Source organism: Aeromonas eucrenophila (assembly GCF_000819865.1).
Classification (GTDB): Bacteria; Pseudomonadota; Gammaproteobacteria; order Enterobacterales; family Aeromonadaceae; genus Aeromonas; species Aeromonas eucrenophila.
The window spans coordinates 270889-284224 of sequence record NZ_CDDF01000017.1 but is presented as its reverse complement, the minus strand read 5'-3'; the positions used below and the strand labels follow the sequence as shown (position 1 = coordinate 284224).

The 13336-nt window shown below is 61.0% G+C and carries 10 protein-coding genes; 9 read left to right on the top strand and 1 reads right to left on the bottom strand.

Annotated elements, in window-relative coordinates:
- Positions 1-311: 311 nt before the first annotated feature.
- From BN1124_RS18360 to BN1124_RS18340, 5 genes are all read left to right on the top strand, one after another.
- Positions 312-1337, top strand: coding sequence for an ABC transporter permease subunit (locus BN1124_RS18360; RefSeq protein WP_042644278.1), 1026 nt, complete (start codon positions 312-314; stop codon positions 1335-1337).
- A 100-nt stretch (positions 1338-1437) separates the two neighbouring features.
- Positions 1438-2487, top strand: coding sequence for an ABC transporter permease (locus tag BN1124_RS18355; RefSeq protein ID WP_042644276.1), 1050 nt, complete (start codon positions 1438-1440; stop codon positions 2485-2487).
- Positions 2488-2593: 106 nt separating this feature from the next.
- On the top strand, positions 2594-4435 hold the full coding sequence (locus tag BN1124_RS18350; RefSeq protein ID WP_042644275.1) for an extracellular solute-binding protein: 1842 nt from the start codon (positions 2594-2596) through the stop codon (positions 4433-4435).
- Positions 4425-5483, top strand: coding sequence for an ABC transporter ATP-binding protein (locus BN1124_RS18345; protein WP_042644274.1), 1059 nt, complete (start codon positions 4425-4427; stop codon positions 5481-5483). The genes BN1124_RS18350 and BN1124_RS18345 overlap by 11 nt, the downstream gene beginning before the upstream one ends.
- A gap of 100 nt (positions 5484-5583) precedes the next feature.
- The gene (locus BN1124_RS18340) at positions 5584-6573 is read left to right on the top strand and encodes an ABC transporter ATP-binding protein (protein ID WP_042644272.1); all 990 of its coding nucleotides are present in this window, start codon (positions 5584-5586) and stop codon (positions 6571-6573) included.
- 675 nt (positions 6574-7248) lie between these two features.
- Here BN1124_RS18340 and BN1124_RS18335 read toward each other — a convergent pair.
- Entirely contained in the window at positions 7249-8700 is a 1452-nt protein-coding gene (locus BN1124_RS18335) for an aminoacyl-histidine dipeptidase (RefSeq protein ID WP_042644270.1), read from the bottom strand.
- Between the two features lie 922 nt (positions 8701-9622).
- Here BN1124_RS18335 and gpt point away from each other — a divergent pair.
- From gpt to proB, 4 genes are all read left to right on the top strand, one after another.
- Positions 9623-10090, top strand: coding sequence for a xanthine phosphoribosyltransferase (gpt, locus tag BN1124_RS18330; protein ID WP_042644409.1), 468 nt, complete (start codon positions 9623-9625; stop codon positions 10088-10090).
- Positions 10091-10271: 181 nt separating this feature from the next.
- A complete protein-coding gene (gene frsA, locus BN1124_RS18325; protein ID WP_042644268.1) occupies positions 10272-11540 on the top strand; it encodes an esterase FrsA in 1269 nt (422 codons plus the stop codon).
- 62 nt (positions 11541-11602) lie between these two features.
- A complete protein-coding gene (gene crl, locus BN1124_RS18320; protein ID WP_042644266.1) occupies positions 11603-11995 on the top strand; it encodes a sigma factor-binding protein Crl in 393 nt (130 codons plus the stop codon).
- A 137-nt stretch (positions 11996-12132) separates the two neighbouring features.
- Complete coding sequence (gene proB / locus BN1124_RS18315) at positions 12133-13236, top strand: glutamate 5-kinase (RefSeq protein ID WP_042644264.1); 1104 nt, start codon at positions 12133-12135, stop codon at positions 13234-13236.
- Positions 13237-13336: the final 100 nt, after the last annotated feature.

Genomic DNA, 13336 nt, shown 5'->3' with positions numbered 1-13336 from the left:
AGAGACGACAAATCCGGAGCTCAGGCTCCGGATTTTTTATGGGCGCTCTGGCTGGTTCGGTCCCGCTTGATGGCTTGGCCTGGGCCCGGTGGTCATCAGAGCGGCATGGCGACGCTCAAGCTTTGCCGAAGGCGCTTCAAAAAAGTGTGGCTATTCAAGATGTTCGTTCTAAAGTAGCGGTAACAGGCACGGGATCGGCATGGCGACGCATTGACGCTGTGCACTGCCGATCCAAGGACCCCTGTCGGCAAGGAGAGGCCGCTGCGCGCAATGACGCGGCCAGGCAAGTGCAACAAGGACGAGGTTTCCCCATGCTGTCGTATTTTCTGCGTCGGATGCTGCTCATCATCCCGACCTTTCTCGGTATCACCCTGCTCGTCTTCAGCATCACCCGTTTCGTGCCGGGCGGCCCGGTGGAGCGCATGATGCTGCAGGCGCAGGTCTCCCAGAACGAGACCGGGCGCTCCAGTGGCAGCAAGGGGGCCCAGGCGCTCTCCGACGAGCAGATAGAGGAGCTCAAGGCCTTCTACGGTCTGGACAAGCCCATGCTGATCGCCTATTGGGAGTGGCTGCAGAAGCTGGCGGTGCTGGATTTGGGGGAGTCGACCCGCTACTACGAGCCGGTGTGGGGCCTCATCAAGGACAGGCTGCCGGTCACAGCCTTCTTCGGGCTGGCAACCTTCCTGCTGAGCTACGCCGTCTCCATTCCCCTCGGGGTGGCCAAGGCGCTCAAGCATAACAGCCGCTTCGATTCCTTAAGCTCCATGCTCATCTACATGGCCTATGCGCTGCCCGCCTACGTGGTGGGGATCTTCCTCATCACTGTGTTTGCCTTTCACCTGGAGTGGCTGCCCATGGGGGGCTTTCCGGGGGATGAGTTCGATTCGACGCAAGGGGCCTGGGAACAGATCCGGGTGTTGTTCAGCCACGCCCTGTTGCCGCTTATCGCCTATGCCATCGGCGACTTCGCCATCCTCACCATGACCATGAAGAACAGCCTGATGGAGAACCTGTCGGCAGATTACGTACGCACCGCCGTGGCCAAGGGGTTGCCGTTCCGCAAGGCGGTCACCCATCACGCCATGCGCAACAGCCTGATCCCCATCGCGAGCCATTTAGGGTCGGTGCTCACCGTCTTCTTTGGCGGGTCTTTTCTCATCGAGACCATCTTCAACATCGACGGCATAGGCCTGCTCGGCTATGAGGCCATCGTCGAGCGGGATTACCCCACGGTGATGGGGATCCTGGCCATCACCTCCATGCTGATGCTGGTGGGCAATATCGTCTCCGATATCTGCGTCGCGCTGGTCGATCCTCGCGTCAGATTTGGGGAGTAAGCATGAAGCCAATCTCGCTTGTTATGCCGGTGTCACAGGATATGGTCTCCGATATCTGCGTCGCGCTGGTCGATCCTCGCGTACGGTTTGGAGACTGAACATGACTCTTCAGCTAAATCCGGTCACCCTGAAAAAGCTCAAGCGCTTCAAGTCCATCAAACGCGGCTACTACTCCTTCATCCTGTTCTCGCTGCTGGTGATCCTCTCCCTGCTGGCGGAGCTGCTGGTCAACAGTCGGGCCCTGGCGCTGAGCTATCAGGGGGAGCTCTACTTCCCCACCTATGGCGACGTGATCCCGGGCCAGCACTTCGGGCTGGACTACGAATACGAGACCAACTATCGCCAGCTGCAAGCCAAGTTTGCCCAGGAGGGCAAGGGGGACTGGGTGCTGCTGCCCCCGGTGCCCTGGAATCCCTACGAGCAGGACTTCAAGCAGGATGCCTACCCGCCCTATGCCCCCAGCCTGGCCGATCGCCACTTCCTCGGCACCGACACCAGCGGTCGCGACGTGCTGGCGCGGCTGGTGTACGGCTTTCGCATCGCCATCGGCTTCGCCTTCATCACCTTGGTGGCGAGCTACGTCATCGGCGTCAGCCTCGGTTGCATGATGGGCTTCCTCGGCGGGCGCTTCGATCTCATCTTGCAGCGCTTTATCGAGATCTGGTCCCAGGTGCCCTTCCTCTACGTCATCATGATCCTGGTGTCCCTCACCAAGCCGAACTTCGGCCTCTTCGTCGGCATCAACGTGCTGTTCGGCTGGATGGGGATCACCTGGTACATGCGCACCCTCACCTACAAGGAGCGGGCGCGGGACTATGTGATGGCGGCGCGGGCCCAGGGGGCGAGCACCCGCCGCATCATCTTCCATCACATCTTGCCGAACACCCTGATGATGATCGTCACCCTGGCGCCCTTCGCCGTGGTGGGCAACATCTCCACCCTGACGGCGCTGGATTACCTGGGCTTCGGCCTGGCGCCGCCCACCCCTAGCTGGGGGGAACTGCTCTCCCAGGGCATCAACAACCTGGATGCCATCTGGATAGTGAGCTCGGTGGTGGTGGCGGTGAGCCTAGTGCTGATCATGGTCTCCTTCATCGGCGAGGCGATCCGCGAGGCGTTCGATCCGCGCCAGTTCACCCGTTACCAGTGACGGGAGGGCGGCCTGTGTCATGTGCTCACCGGGTGAACTTCTTCCTTATTTATGGCTGCCCTGAGTGCAGGGACGAGCACAGGAATTGATGACCAGGAGGTCAAAGATGAACAACAAGATCAAATGGATAGGGGCGGCCCTGCTGCTGGTGCAGGGGGCCATGGCCTGGGCTGTCGCTCTGCCCGCGGATCTCAAGTGGGAGACCAACGACACCGATCCCCTGTTCGCTTCACCACAGGCGATCCCCGGCGGCACCCTCAACCTCTTCATCGACAGCTTCCCGCTGACCTTTCGCACCGTGGGGCCCGATTCCAACGGCTCGTTTCGCTCCTTCATCCAGGACAATCAGCTGAGGCTCATCAGCTTTCATCCCAACACCGGCAACCCCATACCGTCGCTGGCGACCCACTGGGCCATAGCCCCGGACAGCCAGACCGTCTACTTCAAGCTGGACCCTCGCGCCAAGTGGTCGGACGGCAAGCCGGTCACCGCCGATGACTACACCTTCGGCTACGAGATGATGCGCTCAAAGGAGATCCGGGCCCCTTGGTACAACAACTACTACAGCACCGAGATAGTGGCGGTGGAGAAGATTGATGCGCACACCCTGCTGGTCAAGTCGGGCCATCGCAAGGCCAGGCTGGATCTGCTCAACACCACCGAGCTGTGGCCCCAGCCCAGGCACTACTACAAGCTGACCCCGGACTGGGTGAAGCAGTACAACTGGGCCCTGGTGCCCACCACGGGCCCTTATGTGATGACGGAGGTGAAGAAGGGCAAGTCCATCACCTTCAGCAAGCAGCCGGCCTGGTGGGCCCAAAACGATCGCTACAACCAGCACAGGTTCAACGTCGATACCATCAGGGTGCAGGTCATCCGGGATCACAACATCGCCTTTCGTCACTTCCTGAAGGGAGAGCTGGACGCCTTCGAGATGCTGCTGCCGAACTGGTGGCATGAAAAAGCCGTGACGGAGGAATACAAGAAGGGCTATGTGCAGAAGGTGATGGCCATGACCGACACCAAGCAGGGAGGGCAGGGGCTGCACCTCAATATCGCGAGTCCCAGGCTGGCGGATCTCAACCTGCGGCTCGGCATCCAGCACGCCATGAACCTCGACAAGATGATCGCCACCGTGCTGCGCGGAGACTATGACAGGGCCACCACCTTCGGCTCGGGCTATGGCGATTTTACCGACATGGCGCTTCCCGAGCGGGCCTATGACGTGGCCAAGGCGCGGGAATACTTTGCCAAGGGGGGTTACGGCAAGCCGGGGCCGGACGGCATCTTGCAAAACGACAAGGGGGAGCGGCTCACCCTGGCCGTCACCTACACCACCCAGGAGCATTCCAAGCGGCTGACGCTGCTCAAAGAGGAGGCCAAGAAGGCAGGCCTGGATCTGGAGCTCAACCTGGTGGACGGTGCCACCGGCTTCAAGGTGATGCTGGAGAAGAAACACGAGGCAGCCTGGCTCGGCTGGGGCGGTGGTGGCCTCTATCCGCAGTACTGGGAGTCGTTCCACTCGGAGAATGCCAACAAGCCGCAGACCAACAACCTGTTCAACGTGGCCGACCAGCAGCTAGACGCCCTGATCGACGCCTACGACGTCGAGTTCGATACCGCCAAGCGGGCCGCGCTCTCCCGCCAGATCCAGCAGCGCATCTACGATCTCGCCATCTTCGTGCCCGGCGTGCAGCTCAACTATGTGCGGGCCAGCAGCTGGCGCTACGTGAGGCTGCCCGAGGTGCCCGCTACTCGCAATACCCCGGATCTGCTCTACTGGCCCATGGATGGTTACCCCCACAGCAGCGGCGGCCTGCTCTGGATCGATCCCAAGGTGAAGGAAGAGACCCAGAAAGCCAAGGAAGCGGGCGAGGCGTTGGCCCCCATCAACCTGCTCGACAAGACCTATGCACGGCACCGAGGGGGCGAAGATAATGACCAATAGCGGGGTCCCCATCCAGGGTGGTCGGGAGAATGGGGTGGTGTTGACCGTCGAGGGTGGCCAGAACAAGGCCCCCATCCTCGAGGTGCGGGATCTCGAGGTGGAGTTCGCCGCCGATGACGGCAAGATCCGGGTGCTGGACGGGGTCAGCTTCGCCGTGGCGCCGGGGCAGACCCTCGGCCTGGTCGGCGAGTCTGGCTGTGGCAAGAGCGTCACCGCGCTCGCTATCATGGGGCTGCTGCCTAGGCCCCACGGCCAGGTGGTGGCGGGCTCCATCCGTTTTCAGGGGGAGGAGTTGCTGTCGTTGACGGCGGATCAGATGTACAGGGTGCGTGGCAACCGCATCTCCATGATCTTCCAGGAGCCGATGACGGCCCTGAATCCGGTGCAGACGGTGGGGGCCCAGCTGATGGAGGTGTTCAGCCTGCACAGACCCGACTATGGCAAGCGCGAGCGCAAGGCCGCCGCCATCGCCATGTTGCAGCGGGTGGGGATCCCGGAGCCGGTACGGCGCTTCGATGCCTATCCCCACAACCTCTCTGGCGGCATGCGCCAGCGGGTGATGATCGCCATGGCGCTCGCCTGTGAGCCGGACCTGCTGATCTGCGACGAGCCGACCACGGCGCTGGATGTGACCATTCAGGCCCAGATCCTGGCGCTGATGAAGGCGTTGCAGGCCCAGACCGGCATGGCCATCATCTTCATCACCCACGATCTCGGGGTGGTGGCGGAGCTGTGCGACGAGGTGGTGGTGATGTATGCGGGCCGGGCGGTGGAGCGGGCCGACATCTTCGAGCTGTTCGATCACCCGCGCCATCCCTATACCCAGGGCCTGATGAGCTCGATCCCGCGCCTCGACGACCTGCCCAAGAGTCCGCTCAAGACCATCAGGGGTCAGGTGCCCGCCTTCGGCGATATGCCGGCGGGTTGCCGCTTCGCGAACCGCTGCCCCCACGCCACCGAGCTCTGCGTGGGGACTGTGCCCATGAGTGAACAGCTGACCGAACGCCATCAGGTGGCCTGTCATCACTGGAAGGAGCTGAGCCTATGACCACTCTGTTGTCTGTGTGGGGTTTGAAGCCACACTTCGGGATGATTGAGGGGGCTGGTTTTATGTCGCTCTCTTTCCTCGACGGTAAGAGGATCGATCGATGAGCACTCTGCTGTCTGTGCAGGATCTCAAGCAGCATTTTCGGATGGGCGGTGGCTTCCTGCGCAAGCGCTACACCGTCTATGCGGTGGACGGCATCAGCTTCGAGCTGAAGCAAGGGGAGACGCTGGGGCTGGTGGGGGAGTCCGGTTGTGGCAAGTCCACCCTGGGGCGATCCCTGCTCAAGCTGTTCGAGCCGACGGCGGGGCAAATCAGCTTCGAGGGGCGGGACATTACTCATCTCTCCCCCCGCGAGATGCGCTCTCTGCGCCAGGAGATGCAAATCGTGTTTCAGGATCCTGCGGAATCCCTCAACGGTCGCCACACGGTCGGCCAGATCCTGGAGGAGCCCTTCATCATCCACGGCAAGGGCAGCCCTTCGCAGCGGCGGCAGTGGGTGGGCGAGCTGCTGGACAAGGTGGGTCTGCCGCGCACGGCGCTGGATCGATATCCCCATGAGTTTTCCGGCGGCCAGCGTCAGCGCATCGGCATCGCCCGTGCCATTGCGCTCAAGCCCAAGCTGCTGGTGTGCGACGAGGCCGTCTCGGCGCTGGACGTGTCGGTGCAGTCCCAGATCCTCAACCTGCTGCTTAGCCTGCAGCGGGAGATGAATCTCGCCATCCTCTTCATCGCCCACGATCTGTCGGTGGTGAAGCACATCTCGGACAGGATAGCTGTGATGTATTTAGGCAGGATCGTCGAGCTGGCGGAGGCCCAGCAGCTCTACCACAATCCGCGCCATCCCTATACCCAGGCACTGATCTCGGCCATCCCGGTGCCGGATCCGCGCAGGCGTCGCCAGCGCATCCCGCTCGGCGGGGACGTGCCGTCTCCCATTACGCCTCCCAGCGGCTGCCACTTTCACCAGCGCTGCCCCTATGCCACCGACCTGTGTCATAGCCGATCGCCTTTGCTGGAGAGTTGCGGGCCGGCCCATCAGGTGGCCTGCCACTTCCCCTTGCCGGTGGATGCCAAAGGCGAAGCGAGATAAGGCGGGTGCAGTCAGGCTAGTTGCTACCTGTCATGCCTGGGGCATCGGGGCTGCGTCATGGAAAAACGAGCAATAAAAAATGGGGCCTGTGGGCCCCATCTTCATGGTTGGAGTTCAGGTTCGGCCGTGGAACATCTGGCCTGGGCAGGACAGCACCCCTCTGAGGGGATGGCTGCTGTGTGGATCGTTATTTGTGTAATTTTACTACGTTTCACTTTCAGCCAAAAAAGTTCAGGCACCATAGCGGAAGTAGTAGTTACGGGTTGCAGGCGCATAAGTGTCTTTCTCTACCACGCCTTTCTTGCTGGTTGCACCCTTAAGGTGGAACAGTACTGCCAGGTTCTCAAACATAGTCTCACCTCATCGCTCTGTTACTGATTGTTATCTGTGACCTGGGTCACGGTTTTATCCTATGGGCTTTTGTGAGCTGGATCAACTTTTTGTGTTGTAAATTTACATAAATCATGGAAAGGGTTTTCAAATAAAGAGTTTCTTATGGATACGTTTTCAGAAAAAGCAATGCCAGGTGCCAGCGCATGGCCGTCCGGCTGATGGCGGAATGCATCGCGCTGGAAGGGGATAAAGGGAGCAGGGCCAGGGGGCAGGTTCGAGGGGAGGGCGCAATAAAATGCCCCGCACTTTGGCGGGGCATCCGTGTTGGCGAGGAGACTCGGCTTATTTGGCCGGGATCTGTTCCAGCACGTGAACCAGCAGCTGCCAGAAGCGCTCGACCGCCGGGATGTGCACCTTCTCGCCCGGCGCGTGGGCGCCGCGGATGGTCGGGCCGAAGGAGACCATGTCCCAATCCGGGTAAGCGTTCTTGAACAGACCGCACTCCAGACCGGCGTGGATCACCATGACGTTCGGCATCTCGCCGAACAGGGTCTGGTAGCTGTTGCGTACCAGCGCCATCACCGGTGAGTCGACGTTCGGTGCCCAGCCCGGGTAGGCGCCGGTGAATTCGCAGCTGGCGCCGGCCAGGTTGAACAGGGAGCGAGTCATCTGCTCGACGCTCTCGCGACCGGAGTCGATCAGGGAGCGGATCAGGCACTGCACATAGACTTCGCCATCCAGCGTCTTGATGACACCCAGGTTGGTGGAGGTCTCGGTCACGCCGGGGATGGCGTCGCTCATGCGGATGACGCCGTTCGGGCAGGCCATCAGGGAGTCAAGCAGGCGCGCCTGCAGGGCTTCGCTCATCAGCTTGGCCGGTTTGTCCTGGGCATTGAGCAGCACGGTCAGGTTTGCTTCGGTGGCCGCCAGCTCGCTCTGGTAGATGCCGGCATAGCGGTCGACCAGGGCCTTGAATTCGTTGACGCCGGCAGCGGGCACCAGCAGCTTGGCGCGCGCCTCGCGGGGAATGGCGTTGCGCAGGGTGCCGCCATGGATCTCGGCCAGGCGCACGCCGAGCGGCTCGGCGGCCTTGAGCAGGCGCACCAGCAGCTTGTTGGCGTTGCCACGACCGCGGTGGATGTCGACCCCGGAGTGACCGCCACGCAGCCCCTTCACCTGCAGCTCGAAGCCTTCACCCTCGGTGGCGGCAACCAGCTCCAGCGGGAAGCGAATATTGGCATCCACCCCGCCGGCGCAGCCCATGTAGACCTCGCCATCTTCTTCGGAGTCGGTGTTGAGCAGGATCTCGCCTTCCAGCCAGCCCGCTTCCAGGCCGAAGGCGCCGGTCATGCCGGTCTCTTCGTCCGTGGTCAGCAGCACTTCCAGCGGACCGTGCTTGATGTTCTTGTCCGCCAGCACGGCCAGACAGCCGGCCATGCCCATGCCATTGTCGGCGCCCAGGGTGGTGCCACGGGCGGTGACCCAGTCGCCGTCGATGTAGGCATCGATGGGATCCTTGGTGAAGTCATGCTGGGTATCGGCATTGGCCTGGGGCACCATGTCGATGTGAGCCTGCAGCACCACGGCCTTGCGATTTTCCATCCCCGGCGTGGCCGGCTTCTTGATGATGATGTTGCCCACGGCGTCCTGCTTGACCGCCAGACCTTCCCCCTGGGCCCACTGCACTATCCAGGCACTCAGCTGGGCTTCGTGCTTGGAAGGGTGGGGAATGGAGCAGATCTGTTCGAAGAATTGCCAAATCAGTTGGGGGGAGAGAGAGCTAAGCTGTGCCACGTTGGGACTCCTTACCAGCACGGGAATGGACCGGGCCCAGGGGGCCGAGGAAGAGGCTAACGATAATACAGCCAAAAACACAAAAATGTGAGCGAGCAGTGCAAATTGCGGTCTGCTTATGCTGATAAAGAGAGCAAAAACGGTACAGATATCTACCGCATAGACCCGGGCCAGCACAAAGATAATGTGTGATGTGCATCACAAAAATATTGTTTTTTCGGGACCGGATGGTAAATTAGCCGCCGTGGGTCACACCACTTGTCAGGATGACAATGAATGCCTCCAGGGAACCGAAGCAAAGCAAGTGCGCCTCCACGGAACCGAGTGTTTGTTCAAGGATCTGAGCCCGCATAAAGGTACGTAACTTGTTAAGCAATCAGGAGTTTTATTATGTCAGGCAGCAATTCAACCTATTGGTTTGCCCAGTCTCTCTATACCCAGGGCTTCAGCTACCCGAACCCCTACGCCAGCCGTCGCTAAGACGGTCGGTCAGCCCGGCTGACAGGCAACATAAATAAGCAGGTGTGCGAGGTATTCATCCTCCCCCTGCTATTTTTTTATCCGGTGGCATCCGTCGCCCGGGTGGGAAAATAAGGTGTGCCAGATGGCTCGGCCGCTGTGGATGAAACCGATTTTTCCTGCTTTCGCATACGTTTGTCAGGCATTTTCTGTACAAACGATGCTATTATGCCGCCCCAACAGCCGGTCTGCGATCTTGCTTCCGATCGACATGACCGCCGGCGATGCCCATCCTGCTTCATCATTGCACCAGCGTTTGCTGCCGAGGGTTTCCTCCCGAGGCGGCCGAAGTGCAAGCCAAATTCGGCGTGCAGGGGGCCAGAATTGATAGCTGCTGATGCGTTATATGCTCGGCATTTGTTTTTAAGTGATTGTTTTGTACAACCTTTTCGAGATCGATATTATGCCAAAAAAATTCTACGTGTCGTGGGACAACCTGCAACGTGAAGCGCGCCGCCTAGCCCGTCGCCAGCTGCCGGTCAGCCAGTGGAAAGGGATCATCGCGGTCAGCCGTGGCGGTCTGGTACCTGCCGCGCTGATGGCCCGTGAACTTGGCATTCGCAATGTCGAAACCCTCTGCATCTCCAGCTATGACCACAACAGCCAGCGCGAGCTGGTGGTCGTCAAAGCCGCCACCACCGCCGGCGACGGCGAAGGCTGGCTGGTCGTGGAAGATCTGGTGGATACCGGTACTACCGCCAAGGCGATCCGCGAGCTCTACCCCAAGGCCAAGTTCATCGCCATCTTCGCCAAGCCCATGGGCCAGGAGCTGCTGGATGACTTCGAAGTGGCCATTCCGCAGGACACCTGGATCGAGCAGCCCTGGGACATGGCGCTGGAGTTTACCACCCCGATCTGCGACGAAGAGTAATAGCGCTGCAGGGGCCTGGCGCCGGCATCCCGAGCCGGGCATGGGCCATATCCTGCTGCCCTGATGATGAAAATGTTTTCAAGGGGCCCCTGTTTTGGGGCCCTTTCTTTTTTCTCATGTGGCTGCACGGCGTGAAAAATGGTTAAGATGGACCATCGCTTGAGACAGAAGAGCCACCATTTTGGACCCAAACAACGATACCAACCTGACGGAAAAGCTGTTTACCCGGATCAAAAAGGTATTGGAGACCTCCGAGATATCCAACTCCAGTCCGGTGGATGAGCATGACAGCAGCCTGACCGAGAGCTTCATCGACGGCGCCCTGTCCCCCCACTGGTACCGCTTGCTGCGCAGGCCGGCCTGGGCCTGGCAAGGAGCCGATCCGGTCGAGGTGGAGCAGATCCTGGCCCGCATCGCCATGGGGCAGGGGGAGCGCACCCACGAGCGTTATCTGGATACCATCAAGGGCTATGTGCCCGGCAACTGGGTCTATGAATGGAGCCAGCTGGGCGGCCGCTATTTCAATCAGGGCCGCGAGCAGGCCGCACAAGGCGACTCGGCCGGCGCGCTGAAAAACCTGCTCAAGTCGGTGCGTTATTACTCCATCGCGAGCTACCCCCACCTCAAGCACGACGAGCTGGCGGATCAGGCGCAATTGCTCGGCAACATGGCGTACCGCGAGGCGGGACGACTGTTCAAGGTGCCGCTCAAGGAGCTGCAGGTGCCGTTTAGGGGCAAGACCATCCAGGGTTATCTGCACCTGCCCACCACCGACAAGCCGGTGCCCCTGGTCATCGTCAGCGGCGGCATCGATTCGCTGCAGGTCGATTTTCTCAACTTCTATTTCAAGTGCCTGGAACCCCACGGCATCGGCATGCTGTCCCTGGACATGCCGGGCATCGGCTACGCCGAGCACTGGCCGCTGGTGCAGGACACCAGCCGGCTGCATCAGGCAGTCCTGCACTATCTCTCCGAGGTGGCCTGGGTCGATCATCAGCGCATCGCCATGGTGGGCTTCCGCCTGGCCGGCAACGTGGCGGCGCGGCTCGCCTTCATCGAGCCGTTCAAGTTGCGGACCGTGGTCTGCATCGGCGCCGGCGTCAATCAGGTGTTCACCAATCAGGAGATGTTTGCCCGTTGCCCGCGTATGATGCGCGATGGCCTGGCGAACCGGCTGGGAGCCGATGCGGCCCAGTGGGATCTGATGCGTGCCAAGTGCCAGGTCTTCTCCCTCAAGACCCAAGGCTTGCTGGGAAGCCGCACCTCCGTGCCGATATTGAGCATCGGGCACAAGCGAGATTTTATTTGCCCCGAGCAGGATGTCCGGGCATTGGCCTCCGCCAGCCGCAATGGCAAGGCGGTGGTGTTTGACAAACAGCCTCTGCTGGAGGTGTACGACGAGGCGCTGAAAGAGACGGTAGATTGGCTCAAGAAGCATTTATGCACTTGATATAACACTAAAAATGTAACATCACCTTGTGATGCTATGGCTTGTTCAACAGGGAGGTTAGCATGTCAGAGAGAGTGACCTACAAGCGACTGCTGCGGCAATTCGCTGCGATCGGCCCCTATTTGCGCGAAGATCTGTGCGAGGAGGGGCGCTACCGTTTCGACTGCCTTTCCGTGTGCATCAGCGCCAAACCGGCGCCGGACAAACGGGAGTTCTGGGGCTGGTGGCTGGTGCTGGAGCAGGACGATCACCACTTCAGTTACCACTATCAGACGGGCTTCTACAACGCCGAGGGGGAGTGGATCAACAAGCCGCTGCCCAAGAAGCACCAGGTCGAAGTCGAGCGTACCCTGAACCACTTCTACAAACTCATCAGCGACAAACTCACCGCGCTGGAGTGCAAGCTCTCCCCCGCCGAGCAGGTGACCGCCGAGCTGAGCGTGACAGCCGCTTAACCCGTACCGGTCCTGCGTGTCATGGACGCGCAGGACCGCCTTCCTTGCGAGCAACAGCTGCGAGGCTTAATTGCCTTGCAGGGCAAGAAGGCCGTGGGTATAAAGGGATTCCTTACTTTTTTAACCTCGTTGTTCCCATGGAAAACAGAACCATAGTCGTCAAACTGGGCACCAGCGTGCTCACCGGGGGCTCTGCCCGGCTCAACCGTGCCCACATGGTGGAGCTGGTCAGGCAGTGCGCCGCCTTGCACCGTCTCGGCCATCGTGTCGTGCTGGTGACCTCGGGGGCCATCGCCGCCGGGCGTGAACATCTGGGCCATCCCCCGCTGGCGCCGACCCTGCCGAACAAGCAGATGCTGGCAGCGGTCGGCCAGACCCAGCTCATCCGGGTGTGGCAGGATTTGTTCAACCTCTACGGGCTGCACATCGGTCAGATGTTGCTGACCCGCGCCGATCTGGAAGATCGCGAGCGTTACCTCAATGCCCGCGACACCCTGCGTACCCTGCTCGATCATCGCATCATCCCCGTCATCAACGAGAACGATGCGGTGGCCACCGCCGAGATCAAGGTGGGTGACAACGACAACCTCTCCGCCCGCGCCGCCATCCTGGCCGATGCCGACTTGCTGATCCTGCTCACCGATCAGAAGGGGCTCTTTACCGCCGATCCCCGCAGCAATCCGGATGCCCAGCTGATCGAAGAGGTGCAGACCATAGACGACAGCCTGCGCTCCCTGGCCGGTGACAGTGTCAGCGGGCTTGGCACCGGCGGTATGGCGACCAAGCTGCAAGCGGCCGACGTGGCGCGCCGGGCCGGGGTCAACGTGGTGATCGCCACCGGCCAGATCCCCGAAGTGATCGGCCGCCTCGCCGCGGGAGAGCGGGTCGGGACCCTGTTCCCGGCGCTGGCCTCTCCGCTGGAAGGGCGCAAGAGCTGGATCCTGGCAGGCCCGCCCCCTCATGGCGAGGTCCAGGTGGATCAGGGCGCCGTCGCCGCCATGCAGGATAAAGGGTCCAGCCTGTTGCCCAAGGGCATAGTCGCGGTCAAGGGTGATTTCGTGCGCGGCGACGTGGTGCGCATCCTGGATCCCAAGGGCAGCGAGTTGGCACGGGGCATCTGCCGCTACGATCACAACGAGCTGGATCGCCTGCGCGGCGTGCATTCGGATCAGATAGAACAGGTATTGGGCTACGGCTATGGGGCCGTCGCTATCCACAGAGATGACATGGTGCTGCTATAAAGCAGCCGGCTTCATTATGGACCCCATGACCACGGCTACGGGATCATGGGCCATCCACAGAGATGATAGGGTGCTGCTGCCATCCGGCGGCACCGTCAGT

Coding starts and splice junctions, on each gene's coding strand:
- crl (WP_042644266.1), top strand. CDS start 11,603: ATGTCAGAGAGAGTGACCTACAAGCGACTGCTGCGGCAATTCGCTGCG.
- BN1124_RS18345 (WP_042644274.1), top strand. CDS start 4,425: ATGACCAATAGCGGGGTCCCCATCCAGGGTGGTCGGGAGAATGGGGTG.
- BN1124_RS18355 (WP_042644276.1), top strand. CDS start 1,438: ATGACTCTTCAGCTAAATCCGGTCACCCTGAAAAAGCTCAAGCGCTTC.
- proB (WP_042644264.1), top strand. CDS start 12,133: ATGGAAAACAGAACCATAGTCGTCAAACTGGGCACCAGCGTGCTCACC.
- BN1124_RS18350 (WP_042644275.1), top strand. CDS start 2,594: ATGAACAACAAGATCAAATGGATAGGGGCGGCCCTGCTGCTGGTGCAG.
- BN1124_RS18340 (WP_042644272.1), top strand. CDS start 5,584: ATGAGCACTCTGCTGTCTGTGCAGGATCTCAAGCAGCATTTTCGGATG.
- BN1124_RS18360 (WP_042644278.1), top strand. CDS start 312: ATGCTGTCGTATTTTCTGCGTCGGATGCTGCTCATCATCCCGACCTTT.
- gpt (WP_042644409.1), top strand. CDS start 9,623: ATGCCAAAAAAATTCTACGTGTCGTGGGACAACCTGCAACGTGAAGCG.